Annotated in this window: 14 protein-coding genes; 5 read left to right on the top strand and 9 right to left on the bottom strand. The window is 43.5% G+C overall.

The genetic code is table 11. The annotated features are described in order from the left end of the window. Positions 1–35: 35 nt before the first annotated feature. Both A3860_RS01560 and A3860_RS01555 read right to left on the bottom strand, forming a co-directional pair. Positions 36–1160, bottom strand: a complete 1125-nt coding sequence (locus A3860_RS01560; RefSeq protein WP_081144768.1) for an N-acetyltransferase — start codon at positions 1158–1160, stop codon at positions 36–38. 20 nt (positions 1161–1180) lie between these two features. After that, the gene (locus A3860_RS01555; protein ID WP_081144767.1) at positions 1181–1510 is read right to left on the bottom strand and encodes a hypothetical protein; all 330 of its coding nucleotides are present in this window, start codon (positions 1508–1510) and stop codon (positions 1181–1183) included. A 212-nt stretch (positions 1511–1722) separates the two neighbouring features. Here A3860_RS01555 and A3860_RS01550 point away from each other — a divergent pair, with 212 nt between their 5' ends. Next, positions 1723–4440: an outer membrane beta-barrel protein gene (locus A3860_RS01550; RefSeq protein ID WP_081144766.1), complete on the top strand. Its 2718-nt coding sequence runs from the start codon at positions 1723–1725 to the stop codon at positions 4438–4440. On the opposite strand, the gene A3860_RS01545 is transcribed toward A3860_RS01550, so the two are convergent. Both A3860_RS01545 and A3860_RS01540 read right to left on the bottom strand, forming a co-directional pair. Further along, the gene (locus A3860_RS01545; protein ID WP_081144765.1) at positions 4441–5214 is read right to left on the bottom strand and encodes a TIGR02757 family protein; all 774 of its coding nucleotides are present in this window, start codon (positions 5212–5214) and stop codon (positions 4441–4443) included. 117 nt (positions 5215–5331) lie between these two features. Beyond that, positions 5332–6471: a cystathionine gamma-synthase gene (locus tag A3860_RS01540; protein WP_081144764.1), complete on the bottom strand. Its 1140-nt coding sequence runs from the start codon at positions 6469–6471 to the stop codon at positions 5332–5334. A gap of 341 nt (positions 6472–6812) precedes the next feature. On the opposite strand from A3860_RS01540, the gene A3860_RS01530 reads away from it, so the two are divergent. Next, a complete protein-coding gene (locus tag A3860_RS01530) occupies positions 6813–7256 on the top strand; it encodes a hypothetical protein (RefSeq protein ID WP_081144762.1) in 444 nt (147 codons plus the stop codon). An 81-nt stretch (positions 7257–7337) separates the two neighbouring features. Here A3860_RS01530 and asnB read toward each other — a convergent pair whose 3' ends face one another. From asnB to A3860_RS01510, 4 genes are all read right to left on the bottom strand, one after another. Beyond that, complete coding sequence (asnB, locus tag A3860_RS01525) at positions 7338–9179, bottom strand: asparagine synthase (glutamine-hydrolyzing) (RefSeq protein ID WP_081144761.1); 1842 nt, start codon at positions 9177–9179, stop codon at positions 7338–7340. A 29-nt stretch (positions 9180–9208) separates the two neighbouring features. Next, positions 9209–9850, bottom strand: coding sequence for a DUF2911 domain-containing protein (locus A3860_RS01520; protein ID WP_245843451.1), 642 nt, complete (start codon positions 9848–9850; stop codon positions 9209–9211). A 4-nt stretch (positions 9851–9854) separates the two neighbouring features. Beyond that, a complete protein-coding gene (locus A3860_RS01515) occupies positions 9855–10424 on the bottom strand; it encodes a DUF2911 domain-containing protein (protein WP_081144759.1) in 570 nt (189 codons plus the stop codon). Positions 10425–10637: 213 nt separating this feature from the next. Further along, a complete protein-coding gene (locus tag A3860_RS01510; RefSeq protein WP_245843450.1) occupies positions 10638–11246 on the bottom strand; it encodes an acyl carrier protein phosphodiesterase in 609 nt (202 codons plus the stop codon). Positions 11247–11817: 571 nt separating this feature from the next. Between A3860_RS01510 and A3860_RS01505 the strand changes: the two genes are divergently transcribed. The 3 genes from A3860_RS01505 (at position 11818) to A3860_RS01495 (ending at position 15822) form a co-directional block, all read left to right on the top strand. Beyond that, on the top strand, positions 11818–12261 hold the full coding sequence (locus A3860_RS01505; RefSeq protein ID WP_143773893.1) for a hypothetical protein: 444 nt from the start codon (positions 11818–11820) through the stop codon (positions 12259–12261). A gap of 258 nt (positions 12262–12519) precedes the next feature. After that, complete coding sequence (locus tag A3860_RS01500; protein ID WP_081144756.1) at positions 12520–13494, top strand: deoxyhypusine synthase family protein; 975 nt, start codon at positions 12520–12522, stop codon at positions 13492–13494. 219 nt (positions 13495–13713) lie between these two features. After that, positions 13714–15822 (top strand): LTA synthase family protein, encoded by a 2109-nt coding sequence (locus A3860_RS01495; protein WP_081144755.1) that lies wholly within the window; start codon positions 13714–13716, stop codon positions 15820–15822. A 75-nt stretch (positions 15823–15897) separates the two neighbouring features. On the opposite strand, the gene A3860_RS01490 is transcribed toward A3860_RS01495, so the two are convergent. Next, the gene (locus A3860_RS01490) at positions 15898–16317 is read right to left on the bottom strand and encodes a hypothetical protein (RefSeq protein WP_081144754.1); all 420 of its coding nucleotides are present in this window, start codon (positions 16315–16317) and stop codon (positions 15898–15900) included. Between the last annotated feature and the right edge of the window lie 128 nt (positions 16318–16445).

Raw genomic sequence — 16445 nt, 5'->3', positions numbered from 1 at the left:
CCCCTTTACTTATCGGGTTTAACAGGTTAACCCCTTTAACTAAATAAATACCGGTAGGTGCGGTGTATTTTATCCTGTTTAGCGCCGGTGGCTTCGTGCAGGGCGAGCATTTTGTCGTTAAAGTCTCCCACCCAGGCCAGTTCAACACCTGTTATGGTATTGCGCGGCAAAACTTCCAGTTGCAAACAACGAATGAGGGCTGATTCAATACCATGGTTCTGGAACTTTTTCTTGCACCCCATAATAATGATCCGCAGCCGGTCGACCGTCATGGTTTTTGAGTACCAGAAGAATTTTAGCTTACCCCACAGGTTTAGTTTGCCATGTACATGTTTCAATACCTGGTTTACATCGGGCAAACAAAGCACTACGGCAATTGGTTCATTTTTATAATAGGCAAACCAGATTATTTTTTCATCCATGATAGCCTTCATTTGCCGGAACGATTCTTTAATAGTGCCCATTTCAATGGGTGTGAAATTCTCAAAATCGCTCCATGCATCGTTATAGATCTCCCGGAAGTCGGCGGCAAACTGGTCGAACTGCGCCTTGCTAAAATGCCGGAAACTATAATCAGGCTTTTTCATTACCCAGTCGGCAATGCGAGTGAACCGTTCGGGCAGCGGGTTAGTGGCATCCAGAAAATTAGTGAACTGATCATAGAGTTTTGTAAAACCGTATGATTCAAAAAAATCTTTATAGTAGGGGAGGTTATAATTCATACCCAGGCTTGGTGGTTTGAACCCATGTATCAGCAAGCCCCAGTATTTATCATTTTCGCCAAAATTGATGGGGCCATCCATGGCTTCCATACCATTGTTTTTCAACCATGCTTTGGCTGTATCGAGCAATAAAAATGCGGCTTTTTCATCCTGAATACATTCAAAAAAGCCCACTCCGCCTGTTGGTTGTGGGTTCTTAAATGCTTTTTCGTGATTGATAAAGGCTGCTATACGGCCTATATACTCACCCTGTTTGTTGGTTAGTAGCCAGCGTTTACAAATGCCATGAGAAAAAAATACGTTGCGGGAAGGGTCAAATATTGCTTCCACATCACTGTCCAATGGGCATATCCAGTTCGGATCGTTTTTATATAATCTTTTTGGCAGGTCTATAAAATCACGCGCCTGCCGCCAGGTGGCTACCTCAGTCAGGTTCATGTAGCGAACTTAGGAATTATTCACCATTTATCGTCATCCGGAATATTCTCCTGCGATTTGAACCGGGCCCGCATTTTTTGTTTTTGCAATTGTCTTTCTATGATCAGTTCAGCGATCAAAATGCCGGCATCTTTATCGGCCTGGTTCTCCAGCGTTTCCCTGAGCGTTTTTTCTGAAATATCAATTCGGTATAAGAAATTAACAAGGCGGGTAAAATTAGCCTGTATCAAATGGTTTATGCCTTCTGCCAGGGCATCAATTAACTGTTGTTTATTATTTGTGACAGGAAGGTTAAAATCATTGCTCAGTTCCTGCTGCAACAAAGGGATATTTTCTTCAGGCAATTGCATGTGTTGGAAATAAATTCATTTTACATAAAAAAAATAAATCACACAATTGGCGCCCAGCAAAATGTGCCAAATATTTTTTACAACCGGTTTCCTGCATGTGGCATCAATTGACTATTTTTACAATGAGATGCGCCAGGAGCGAATGGCGTATTTCAAAAGATAGCATTCAAAGACCCTCACTTCTTGTAACATTTTAACCTTATTCTCCGGACATGCGTTGGAGTGCTGGGATAATTGTTTGCTTACTTTTTTTAAGTACCTGCGTGCAGGCACAACGTAACCGCTATGGCAGTATCAAAGGTACGGTTACAGATTCATTAAGCCGCCATTCGCTCGAATCTACTTCAATAGCCGTATATCTTACATCAGATTCCTCGCTTGTTAATTATGCGTTAAGCAATCACAAAGGCGAATTTACCATTACTGATATTCCGCTGAACATCAATTGTACCCTGGTCATAACGAACCGTGGATATGAAGTATTTACTAAATTCATAAAGCTGACCCCCGATAAAAAAGACCTGCTGCTTGATACCATTCTGTTGGTTAAATCATTTAACGAACTGAAGGCGGTGACTGTAACCGCATTGCGACCGCCCGTATCGGTAAAACCAGATACCCTTGAATTCAATGTTACTGCATTTAAGACGCTGCCTAATGCGATGGTGGAAGATCTGTTAAAACAATTGCCCGGTGTAGAGGTTGATAAAGATGGAAACATTACCATCAATGGGAAAAAGGTGTCGAAAATTATGGTCGATGGCCGGGAGTTCTTTGGCGGCGATCCCAAAATCGCCATTAAAAATCTGCCCAAGGATATTATTGATAAACTGCAGGTGGTAGATAATAAAAGCCGTGAAGCACGCTTTAATAAAACCACTAATGGCAATGAAGACCTGGCAATAAACCTTACCCTGCGAAAGGATGTGCAAAAGGGATGGTTTGGAAGGGTTAGCGCGGGTTATGGCACCAATGAACGTTATGAAGGTGGTGGCATGATCAATTTTTTCAATGGCTCAAAACAGTTCAGCCTTATTGGTAATGCCAACAATACAAACCGCGGTAATTCGGGCGGAGATTTCGATATTAACAACAGTCGCAGTACCCTCGATGGCGGTGGCGGGGGATTAACCCGCTCCGCATCGGGCGGATTGAATTTCAGTGAGAACGTTGGCAGCCAGTTAAAATTAACAGGCAGCTATTTCTATAATAAAAGCCACACCGATAACTTATCGAAAGTGCACCGGGAAAACAGATTACCCGATACTACTTTCCTGTACGATGCCGATAATGACAATGTGAATGAATACCTCAACCACCGGTTCTCGCTTAATGCCAGTTATACTATTGATACCCTCACCGAAGTGAATGTGAATTCATATGTGAACACTAATAAGAGCGATATGGTGAGTACAAAACAGGCTGCCTCAACACAAATGAGTGGGCAGCTGATCAATACGAGTGAGAACACTTATAGCACAACAGGAAATGGTTCAAATATCAGCACCGAGATCTTCTTTAGCCATCGTTTCAGAAAACAGGGCCGGGGAGTAACGTTTGGGTTTAATTATAACTATAACAATCAAAGATCTGTTAGCGACAATATTGGGCAGAATGATTTTTATAAGAATGCGGTGCCTGACAGTACCGACCTGGTAAACCAGCGAAGTGATGCAAGGAATACGGGAAAGGTGCTCACTTTTACTGCCACCTACTCTGAGCCAGTGACCAAATATATCAATGCCATATTCAGGTATAATTATAACCAGAATAACAATATTTCAGATAAACTCACCAACCGGCTTAACCCCGTTACCGGTAAATATGATGTGGAAGATACCGCATTTACCAACGCTTTTCGAAATACCAACGAAGCACATACACCTGATGTAAGCCTTAATTTTAATAAGGACCAGTACCGGGCTTCCATTGGTTCAGGGATACAAATATTGAAGCAGGACAATCTTTCAGTGACTACAGGAACCCTGTTGCATCAAAGCTATGTGAATATTACGCCTTCAGCCAACCTGGGTTATAATTTCAGCAAAACCGGTAATGTTTCCGTTTATTATAATGGCCGCAGCCAGCAGCCCAGCATTCAACAATTACAACCGGTTCCCGATAACAGCAATCCGTTGTATGTGCAATTGGGTAATCCCGATCTGAAACCCTCTTTTTTTCATAACCTCAATTTGCAGGTACGTGAGTCAAAAGGGAACAGTTACTGGTTCACGGGCCTCACCTTTAATACAACGCAAAACCAGATCATTTATCAAACCTGGTACGATGACGTGGGAAAGCAATACAGTCAGCCCGTTAATGTAAATGGTAATTACGGAATGTCGGGTAACCTGCAGTTCAGCCAATCCTGGAAAAGAAGGGACATATTGTTGCGGATGAACCTGGGCAGCAACGGCTATTATAACCGCAATAATACCTTTTCGAATAAAGTGAACATAACTTCCAACGCCTATAGTTTTTCTCAATCAATTGGGCTCAACTTTACTTATAAGCAACAATTGAGCATTATGCCCACTTTTAACATCCGGTATAACAAAACGAAATATTCTTCTGAGTCGGTGGCCGGTGCGGCATTCAATACAAAAACGCTTTCGCTGAGCGCTTTCTGGAACCAGCCGAAATGGTTAATACTGGAAAATAACCTGCAGTATAGTTATAACAGCCAGATAGCGCCGGGATTCAATAAAAGTGTTACCATGTGGAGTGCTGCCGTGAATTGTTTGCTGTTTAAAAAACAACAGGGTATGTTAAGATTGGCTGTATACGATATTTTAAAACAGAATGCCGGTGTATACCGTAGCATTACCCAAACTTATATTGAAGACCGCCAAACACAGGTACTGCAGCAATACTTTCTGCTGAGCTTTACTTATAATTTAAGAAAGTTCAATCCGAAGCAGGCAAGGTGATCAGAATTTTTCCACCACGCCCAGTCCAAACAAAGCAAAATCATATTTTACCGGGTCAGCAGCATCAAGTTGGCGCAAACAGGTTGTAAGCTCAAGCGCGGCCTGCCAGTCGATCTGTTTGCGCGGTAACAGATTAAACCGTTTGGCAACCCGGGCAACGTGCAGGTCGATAGGGCAAATAAGCTGGGCGGGTGAAATGGTTTTCCAGATGCCAAAATCAACACCACCATTATCCTGGCGCACCATCCAGCGCAGGAACATGTTCAACCGTTTACAGGTAGAATTTTTTTCAGGCGTTGCAATGTGTTTGCGGGTGCGGGCCGGCACATGTTCCAACGAAAAAAAATAATGGTGAAAACCCGCCAGGCCGTTTTCAACCGTAGCATCGTTCTTTTCCATGCAGCGGGTAAAAGCTGTTTCAAGGCTTTTATGTTTTGAATAATGGGATCTTAAAAACTCAATGAAGTACAGCAGATCGGTGGTGTTGAAAGTGCGGTGTTTGAACGCCAGCAGTTTTTTCAATGCATTATCATCATGTTGCAGAATGAACTGATGCGGCGCCATATCCATCGCCTGCATCAGTTCAAGTGATTTTTTGATGATTGTGGTGCGGTTCCCCCAGGCAAAAACAGCTGCAAAAAAGCCGGCTATTTCAATATCGGGTTGCCGCCTGAATAAATGCGGTATTGAAACAGGATCATCTTTTATGAACGAAGGTTGATTGTATTCCTCCGTTTTCCGGTTCAGAAAATCTTTTAAAGATGGCTGTTTCATTGTTTATGTCTGGTTTAACCGTGTTTCCACTTTCCGGCGGTAGGCAAACACGCGCTTAACGCTTTTTGTTGCGACCCTTTGATCCTTCGACTTCGCTCAGGACGCTCAGGATGCTGGTTAGCCTATAGCAGATTTCAGGTCTTCAATAAGATCTTCGGCATCTTCAATACCTACGCTAAGCCTGATGAGGGAATCGCTCAAGCCGTTCTTTATGCGTTCTTCACGCGGAATGGAAGCATGCGTCATGGTGGCCGGGTGGTTGATCAGCGACTCAACGCCACCCAGGCTTTCGGCCAGCGAAAATACTTTGGTTGATGATAATAATTTCATGGCTGTTTCAACACTATCGTCTTTCAACGTAAAACTGATCATGCCACCAAAGCCGCGCATTTGCTTTTTTGCGATGGCATAACCCGGGTGGTCAGTAAACCCGCACCAGTATACATGCCCAACTTTGGGATGATTACGCAGGAACTGCGCTATTTTCTCGCCATTCTCACAATGTCTTTCCATACGTACATGCAGGGTTTTGATACCGCGCAACACCAAAAAGCAATCCATGGGGCCCGGTACGGCGCCACAGCTTTTTTGAATGAAGTACAGCTGGTCGCGCAGGGCCTGATCGTTCATGACCAAAGCGCCCTGAATAACATCGCTGTGCCCCCCGAGGTATTTGGTAGCGGAGTGCATTACAATATCTGCTCCCAGATCGAGTGGGTTTTGCAAATAAGGGGAAGCGAAAGTGTTGTCAACACACAGCAGCAGGTTATTGGCTTTTGCAATGGCGGCCACTGCTGCAATGTCAACAATATTGATGAGCGGGTTGGTGGGTGTTTCCGTCCATATAAGCTTTGTGTTCTTGTTGATATAAGTTTTTATATTATCAGCTTCCTGCATGTTCACATAATGGAAGTGGATACCAAACCTTTCAAATATTTTGGTGAACAGGCGATAGGTTCCGCCATACATATCGTTGGCTGCAATGACCTCGTCGCCAGGTTGTAACAATTTTATTACGGCATCAGTAGCGGCCACTCCACTGCTAAAGGCCAGCCCAAATTTTCCGTTCTCGAGCACGGCCAGCGCTTCTTCCAGGGCAAACCGCGTTGGGTTCTGTGAACGGGCATATTCAAACCCTTTATGTTTGCCGGGTGCGGCCTGTACAAAGGTGGATGTTTGGTAAATAGGGGTCATAATAGCCCCGGTTGATGGATCGGGTTCTGCTCCTGCATGTATGCATTTTGTTCCAGGTTTCATATCTTCTTCTGTATAAATGATTTATTGAATGGTAATTGAACTGCTGCAAAGATGCGGAATTAATACCAGCTACACTTCGCCCACCCCCTTTATAATGCCTGTTAATAATCCGGATTTCCAGTTTAACAGAAGCTTAACCCGGCAGCTGAAATTAACTGAAACATTTTGCAAACCGTTTGTCAGCCTGCATTTGCCGCAATCAGTAGAACGCTTATCAGGGCAAAATGTGCGAAAGAGTTCGTAGATCTTGTCATGACCCGCCCGCCGGTACTAATTATCTTGACTTCGGCTTTTATACATTATACATTTGGTGCATCAATCACGCATAAATAGTATAAGCCATGAAAAAAGTGATCACCATCTTGTTTGCCGCGCTGGTTACAGCGGGTAGTACTTACGCATTCGATCCATTTGATCCCAACGAAAAAGTTTTAAAAGCATTCAACGAAACCTTTACCAGCGCCCAGGAAGTTCGCTGGGAAGAATTCCCCTCTTACTTTGCGGTGAGTTTTGTAAGCGGCGGCATCAGGGCAAAAGTGAACTACGACAAAGAGGGCAATATGATGAGCTCTATTCGTTATTATGCTCCGCAGTTATTGCCATTCTTCATCATGAACAAGGTTAATAAAGAATACCCAAGGAAAAAATTGTTCGGCGTAACAGAAGTTACTCATAACAACCTGATAGCCTATTACATTAAGCTGGAAGATAGCACCCATTGGTACACAATAAAAGTTGATGCCGACGGCAACTGTGAACAAACAGAAAAATATAAAAAAGTATAAAAGCTGCAGCGTTGGTTTAAATACACCTTGAGCATTGGGCTATGTGTAACCAGGCAAAGCGCTCAAGGTGTTTTATAAATTTTAGCGCAATAGCTGCGCGGCTACCAGGTAGCGCCAGTCATAATTATCAGCCGCATGGGCCTCTTGCGGCTGAATTTTTTTTTGTAAAACCCGGGCTTTCAACATACCCTGTTTAACAAGTATCTTCTTCGATTCGTGTATATATTCCTGTAACCGTTTATCATTCATCCATTGTTGCTGGGGCGGTTCAAACCCTATTTTATCGGTTCGCCAGGACAGCCCTTTCGGTAACTTCGCTTCCATACTCTTGCGCAACAACCATTTGGTATAGCCATCCCTGATCTTGAAGCGGGCGGGAAGGGAGAATAACAGCTTTACCAGTTCATGATTTAAAAAGGGTAAGCGCACTTCTGTTCCATGCGCCATGGAGTTCCTGTCGGCATAGCGCAACAATTCTTCCAATCCGTTCACAAACGTGTTGTAATAAAGCACGTTGTTCAATTCATCAAAATGGGCAATATCGTAATAAGATTCTCCGTATGTTTTTATAAATGTTGCAGAAAGATCGTGCGCCTTCAGCTGCTGGCGGGTCCGCTGGCGCCGCAAATACCAACCGGCATAGGAGGGCATAGCTGCCGCCAGTTTATTTTTAATGCCCCAGGATTCTTTTATGCCTAAAGAATGGGCTGTGTTTAATTCATGATGCAGGGTCCCTTTGTTCTCCCTGAACAGTTGTTGCCAGTACCAGTGGTAATATTTATGATAGCCGGCGAGTATTTCATCGGCGCCCTGCCCATCGAGCAATACAGTTACCTGGTGTTGGCGGGCCAGTTCATATACATAATACTGGGCAATAACGCTGGCCGATTGAAAAGGCTCTTCCTGATGATAACATATTTTTTCAAGATCGCCAATCAGCTGACCGGCGTTCGGTTGTACCGTATAGTTTTGAACAGCAAAATGAGCCGTGGTGCAATTGATAGCGCCTGATTCATCATTTTTAAATCCGGGGAATATGGCAGAAAATGTTTTGTACTTCCCTGCACCTATGTCCTTGATAGCGGCCAGCACGCACGAACTATCGAGCCCACCGCTTAAGGAGGTGCCTACCGGTACATCGCTTCGCAATCTTCTTTGTACCGACTGGTTAAACAATTCAGTGAACTGTGCAATGGCCTTTTGATCGGTGATGGCTTCATCAACAAAATCTACATCAATGTTCCAGTATAGCGAGCGGGTGATGCGGCGTTCGGGTAAATGATAACGGATAAAAGAGCGGGCCGGCAGTTTGTTGATGCCGGTATAAAAGGTTTCTTCGGCATTGGCGGGGTTTTGGGTATAGCCCAGCGTGAAGTAATTGAAAAACATTTTTTCATTGATCTGTTTTTCAATGCCAATTGCCCATAAGGCCTTCATTTCGCTGGCAAATACGAACTGGTCGCCATCGAAATAATAATAGAATGGCTTTTCACCAAACCGGTCGCGGGCGGCAAACAGGGTTTGCTCCTGTTGGTCCCAAATGGCAAACGCAAACATGCCGTCGAAGTATTGCAGGCAATCGCTTTTGTAATGATCATAAGCGGCCATTATTACTTCAGTATCGGATTGGCTGAAGAATTGATACCCTTTTTGCTGTAATAGTTCCCTTATTTCAAGGTAGTTATAAATTTCTCCGTTGTGGATGATGGTATACCGGTTCCCATAATGCATGGGTTGGGCGCCGGTTGGTGCCAGGTCAATGATGGCTAACCGGCGATGGCCAAAGCCGGTGGTATTGTTTGCATTGATCCAGTGTCCGTCGCCATCGGGGCCGCGGTGCGCCAATGCCCCGGTCATTTTTTTAAGGCGGGTAACGGATAACAGATCCGCATTATGGGTTATAATACCTGCAATACCACACATAACAACAAGATAGAAAAAAATGGGAGTACTTACCAGGTAATTGGCAAACTCGCCTTCACGCTATCCCATTCCATGATCAGTTGCATACCCTTGTTGGCTTTTTCAAACTCCATGGTAAACAGTTCGTAGGGGAAACGTGTTTTTGCAATGGGAATGGTGAATTTATATTCGTCTTTCGTTGAGTCGATCTTTAACCCCCAGGTATACAGGTCATCATTGAGCACCAGCGTCCAGTTATTTTCATGGGGAATGCAGTAAATAACGTAGCGGCCCTTCTGTACTTTTTTGTCGGTAATGGCAACGTCCTTAAAAAACTCGATCTCAGTGGCTTCATTGGCCCCCAGCCGCCATACTGAACCATATTTTATGAGCTCACCAAAAATGGTACGCCCGTTCTTTTGCGGCCGGCTGTAAATGACCCGGGCAACGAGGGGTTCTTTCACATTACCCGCCATTTTCAATTTGGGATAATCAACCGGATAATAGCTCATATCCATGGGCGACTTATCCAATCCAGGCTGCAGATCTTTTTCCGAAGGTTGTTTGGTGGTTGTTGAGGGGTTAATAGTTACAGTATTACTATTATCTGAACTGGTATTCCCGTCACAACCTGCTAAAAGGGCCAATATCCATACTAAAGAACAAAGCTTGATCAATTGCCTGGTCTGCATGATTTTATTTTATAAAGGTGATCGGACAAGTGGCTTTCACATTATCCCAGGCCATAATCATATTGGCGCCGGAATCGGTTTTATCGAAAAGCAGGGTAAAAGCCTCAACTGGTTCCTGTTGTTTTTCGAGTTTTATTTCTGTGCGCAGCACATCTTTTTTGTCGTCGTATTGAAAAGCCCCCCAAATATCGGTTTCTCTGTTAAAGATCAGCGTCCATTTATCCTGGTAGGGAATGGCATACATGCTGTACCGGCCTTTTTTCAGTCGGGTATTATCAATTTTTACATCTTTATACAGTTCAATTTCAGTGGCTTCATTAGCGCCCAGCCGCCATACCTTGCCATATTCAATGAGGTCGCCGAATACATTACGTCCATTTTTTTGCGGCCTGCTATACAATACGCGGGCTACCAGGGGGTCGGTGGCTTTATTCTGGATCTTTAAAATGGGAAAATTGGCCGGAAAATAGCTTGCATCCATAGGCGATTTATCCAGGGCAAGGGGTTTAAACTGGGCTTCAACGGTTGCGCACGATATGGTTAATCCAAAAATCAAGACCACCAACTGCTTCATCTTCTTAGTTTTTAGGTGTTAAGACGTTTTAAATGGGGCGATGCGTTGTATGCGAACGGCATTCTTTGGAATGGTGTGGCATCCCCCTTGGTTTGCAATTAATCGGCAAAAATAAAAGTTACACAGATTCCCTGCTAACACTTTATAACCATTAAACGTTCGGGAGATAAAAATTCCTTCGGCGTGAATAACTTTTAAAAGGATTTTAATTGCTTACATATTTTGCAATCTATGGTAGGCGAACTGATGCAGGGCCGGAAAGAAGTCGGCATAGTATTGCTGCAGCTTGTGGTAATTGTCCTCAAACAGTTTGAAGGCCGTTTGGCTATCGGTTAAATAGGCCGCCCGGTGCACCACACCGGCAAAGCTTTTTTCAATGCCCGACCGGTTGCGGTAATTATACAGCCAGTTCTGCTGTTTCATGTAAGGGAACATTCGTTTGAAGGGTTCAGGGCAAAGGTCGAGGTATTTATCGAGCGAATCATAAACCTGTTGCGAGAATTCAGATAAAGAGTCGTCGGTGAACTGTTGCCAGTCGTTTGCCAGAAAATGGTCGTACGATACATCAATAAAAGCCGCGCTGTATAACCGGTAATGTGGTTTAAAGATGTTTTTGGCCTCTCTGGTAGCGGCATGCTCATCGGTGAAAGAATCGATGGCCCGGTGCAATAAAATACCTTTCTGCACCTCTTCAGGATACTGGTTAACCTGCTTTCCCTTCACAAAATCGCTGAAAAGATTGCCGGCCAGTATAGGTGGCTGATTAAATGATAAATATGCGTGCGCCAGGTAATTCAATAGATATGATTGTTGTAATGACAATATAACGTTTTACGCCGGGTTTTAGGTAGAAAAAAGGAAAAAAGAATTAATAATATTGAACTTTTTTAATCCTGCTTATTTCCACAATTCCATTTTAACGATAGGTTAACCCTGATTTAGGAAATATTTAAACAATTGGCTGCAACCCTTTACCAGCCTGCATTACACCGGTTTCTATAACAATCGGGGCCACAAATTGTTTAAACTGGCTTAACATACGGCACCATTAGTCATAATTTTCGTGATACCAGTGTAACCTCGGCTATTTTTGTGTCGACTAATCGATAAAGAACCTGATTAGTTCACGTTTAAAAAAAGTATAGCCATGAAACAGATTCCCGCTTCGCGTATAGTATTGGGTGACGCTGACAGTTGATCCCATTTATAATAGTGGTGATGTAGCCAAAAAAAGTATTGACGTTCCCTGTAACAATTTTCAATAAACTGCTACATATATTTCATACCGCTTCAAAACAATAATTAGTAATTAAAAAACAAACCGGGCAGTGGCATCCAAATAGCCAGGATGCAATACTATGCCCAATCATTAGAACAAAGTAAAAATAGCATCATGAAAAACAAGATCCTCATTGGCGTATTTGTATTAGTAACAGGCATCAGCAGTGCTTTTGCTAATGGTAACGAAGAAGTGAATCAACGTATCATCAACGCTTTCCAGAAAGAATTTGCCGGTGCGCAAAATGTACAATGGGCAAATGCCAAAGAATTTGTAAAAGCCACCTTTACATTGAATGAACAGGTTGTGTATGCGTATTATGGCCAGGATGGCCGCCTGTTAGGTGTTACCCGCAACATTGTATCGGGCCAGCTGCCTATTAACCTGTTGACCGATCTTAAAAAGAATTACAATAATTACTGGATAACCGATCTGTTTGAAATGGCCGCCAATAATGAGAGTGGGTATTATGTAACGCTGGTGAACAGTGATTACAAGATTGTACTAAAATCAATCGGAACCAATGGCTGGGATGTATTTAGTAAGGAAAAGAAATAAACTGTGTAATTAAAGGTTTTTCTTATAGTTGGTTTTAGTTGGAAAGAAAAGGCTCCTGATTTTTCGGGGGCCTTTGTTTTATGTGAAGTAAGAAATAAGAAGTAAGAGGTATTAAGTTTTTCTTACTTCTTACCTCTTACTTCGGCCGCTCGCTTAGGACCAGAACCAGCATTCAACAATTGCCTGTTGGCCTCTGCCAATTGCCCATTGCTAATTGCCCCCCGATTCCCTACCTTTGCCGCCACAAAAAAACTGATCATGAGCAAAGGACCCATTTCGCAATTTATACAACATCATTACCGGCATTTTAATGCTGCTGCCCTCGTTGATGCAGCTCAGGGATATGAAACCCATTTACTGGAAGGTGGAAAAATGATGGTTACACTGGCGGGCGCCATGAGCACCGCCGAACTGGGTGTTTCGCTGGCTGAAATGATACGCCAGGATAAAGTGCATATCATCAGCTGCACCGGTGCTAACCTCGAAGAGGATATTATGAACCTGGTAGCACATGATCATTATAAACGCATTCCCAACTACCGCGACCTTACACCACAACAGGAGTGGGAATTACTGGAGCAGGGACTGAACCGTGTTACCGATACCTGTATCCCCGAAGAAGAAGCTTTCCGGAGCATTCAACATAACATCGTAAAACTGTGGAAAGATGCTGATGCCAAAGGCGAACGCTATTTTCCGCATGAATTCATGTATAAATTGCTGTTGAGTAAGGTAATGGAAAAAAATTACCAGATCAATACGAAAGACAGCTGGATGATCGCAGCCGCTGAAAAGAACCTGCCCATAGTAGTGGGTGGCTGGGAAGATAGTACCCTGGGTAACATCTTCGCTTCTTATATTATCAAAAACGAAATGAAAGCTACCACTATGAAGAGTGGTATTGAATACATGGTATGGCTGGCCGACTGGTACCGGAAGAACAGTGAAGGCAAGGGCGTTGGATTTTTCCAAATTGGCGGTGGTATTGCCGGTGACTTTCCCATTTGCGTGGTGCCTATGATGTACCAGGACCTGGAATGGCATGATGTGCCTTTCTGGAACTATTTCTGCCAGATCTCTGATTCAACTACTTCATACGGGTCTTATTCCGGAGCTGTGCCTAATGAAAAGATCACCTGGGGTAAGCTGGATATTAATACGCCTAAATATATTGTTGAAAGTGATGCTACCATTGTGGCGCCACTCATATTTGCCTATGTTTTAGGCTGGTAGAAACTCTTAATCGCTTGTTAACGGGCCCCCCGATGCAAATCGGGGGGCCTTTTCATTGTAATTTTGCCATGGCCTGTTGCCTGACCCATAAAAATTTTCCTGATCCTGTTCCTGCCGATAGGGGGAAATAGCAAAAGGCTGGTTTTACTAACTATTGGGGCATTGAAACAGAGCACTTTATAATTTAGTTTAATACAAATTCGGTTTACATTAAGAAACATGCAACGATTGCGATCCTTCATTCAGAAAGGCCTGGGTCATCGTTTTGGGATTATCCTGTTATTGGTATTCATTATTCTGGGCATTTCGTGTGCAACACGAATAGGCTTATTATTGTATACCGGTAAAGGATTCGACTTAACGATCACCAATCTGCTGGGCGTATTTGGAATTGGGCTGGTTTATGACCTGGCTGTGAGTTCCTATATTATCATTCCCTTTGTATTGCACCTATGGTTAACCAGCGAAACTATTTACCTGCCTAAATGGCGAAAATGGATGCTGTTGCTGTATGCGGGCCTCCTGTTGTTTTTTGCTTTTTCCCAGCTTGTTCCTGCTGAATATAATGCGGCTTTGCATTGGGGTATTGTAGCTGTTATTGGTATACGGCTTGGTATTTTTATTTTAATGGCTCAAAAAGGGCCTGTCTTCCGCACACATTGGCGTAAATATGTACTGTATGCCGATTTTTTCCTGATAACCTTTCTGCTGCTATTTAATGCCATTAGCGAATATTTTTTCTGGAATGAATTTTCGACCCGGTACAATTTTATTGCTGTAGATTATCTGATATATACAACCGAAGTACTGGGGAATATTCAGGAATCATATCCTGTTGTATGGATCATTGCCGGAGTGTTGGTATCGGCTTTTGCGGTTGTATGGTATTTAAGAAGACCCATTGCCAGGTCGTTGAAACAGGAAGTTCCTTTTGCCCGGCGTACAGTTATTTCCCTGGCTTTGCTGGTTTTTCCGGTGATCACATTTTTATTTGCAACCAATAAATGGAAGAAGTTCAGCAATAATGCATATGCCAATGAGCTGGCCGCCAATGGCCTGTTTGAATTTGGAACAGCCTTCAATAATAATGAGCTTGATTTCTACAAGTTTTATAAAGTACTGCCCGATGCAGAAGCCTTCAGCATTGTGCGTAAGGAACTGGCTACGCCCAATACCCGGTTTATAAATGATGATCCCTACAGTATTGAGCGCATGGTCTCTTATGCCGAACCGGAAAAGCCCATGAACGTGGTGCTGATAAGTGTGGAAAGCTTTAGCGCCGATTTTATGAATGCATTTGGCAATGATCAGCATATTACGCCCTTTCTGGACAGCCTGGCCACAAAAAGCCTGTTGTTCACCAATTTGTATGCCAGCGGAACCAGAACCGTGCGAGGCCTTGAGGCGTTGTCGCTGTCAATACCGCCAACACCAGGGCAAAGCATCGTTAAGCGCCCCGATAATGAAAATATGTTTTCATTAGGCGCCGTGTTTAAATCGAAAGGCTACATAACACAATACCTGTATGGCGGTTATGGATACTTCGATAACATGAATGCCTTTTTCTCGGGCAATCATTATGAGGTCATCGACCGCAAAGCATTGCGCCCCGAACAAATTCATTATGCCAATATATGGGGTGTGGCCGATGAGGACCTTTTCACCCTCACCCTTCAAAACCTTGATGCCAATTACAAAACAGGAAAACCGTTTTTTGCGCATGTGATGACGGTATCGAACCATCGCCCGTTCACCTATCCAGAAGGAAGAATAGATATTCCGCCTTCACGGCAGGCGAGGGAAGGGGCGGTAAAATATACCGATTATGCTATCGGAAAATTTATTCAGGAAGCCAGCGCAAAACCCTGGTTTAAGAATACGGTGTTTGTAATAGTGGCCGATCATTGCGCGGGTAGTGCAGGTAGTGTAGAGTTACCCGTTACAGGCTATCATATTCCTTTGCTGATGTACAGTCCCGGCACTATTCAGCCACAAAAATGTGATCGACTGATGGCCCAGATCGATATTGCGCCTTCTATTCTTGGTTTATTAAAATTTAACTACCGCTCAAAGTTTTTTGGACAGGATATTTTCACGCTGCCGGCCGGTCATGAAAGGGCGTTCATCAGCACCTACCAGGGACTAGGGTATCTTAGAAATGGGGCATTGGTGATTCAGTCGCCTGTACAGCAAATAGAACAATACAAACCTGATTTTACTACCGGAAAAGCGCAGAAGGAACCGTTGAAAGACAGCCTGGTTAAACAAGCCATTGCTTATTATCAAAGCGCCAGCTGGCTGCTGAAAAATAATAAATACCGTAATTAGGGAAAGAAGCTGAACTTCAGCATTAGATTTAGGAAAAAGGGCCCCGTTTTTTTGCGGGGCCTTGTTGTGAATACATTATACGTGATGGGTGGAATCTTTTTTCGGATGCTCTCTTCTGTCTTCTCTTAAGTCGCGGCGGTCTTCGTGTTTATCCTTGCGGTCTTCTTTTTTGTCGAGTTTGTCTTCGCGCCTGTCTTTGCGGTCTTCGGCTTTATCTTCTTTCTTATCGCGGCGGTCTTCACGTACATCCTTGCGATCTTCTTTTTTATCTTTTAGTTCTGCTTTTCTTTCTTTTGCACCAACAGAATCTTTTCTGTCGTGTTTAAAGTCGCGGCGGTCCCTGTGTTCTGCGCGATTGTCGCTGTGCGATTCTTTCTTTTCAGTTGCTGCAGCGTTGGCATTGGCGTCCTGTGCGTTAACAGTTTGAGAAATTACCATAGCCAAAGTAAAAGCAGCGCTTAAAAGGGTCTTTTTCAATAAACGGTCATTCTTCATAAAAACGGATTATTTTGTACGAGTACTAACGCTTGCAAAGGAAAAATCTTGTGTAATTGCTTAACATCTAAGTGTTTATTTGATGTGTACCTGTTTCGTCGATTCAATTGTAGAACCCGCCGATCCAT

This window comes from Niastella vici (assembly GCF_002077945.1).
Lineage (GTDB): Bacteria > Bacteroidota > Bacteroidia > Chitinophagales > Chitinophagaceae > Niastella > Niastella vici.
The sequence above is the reverse complement of the archived record's forward strand: the minus strand, read 5'-3'. Positions and strand labels throughout refer to the sequence as shown.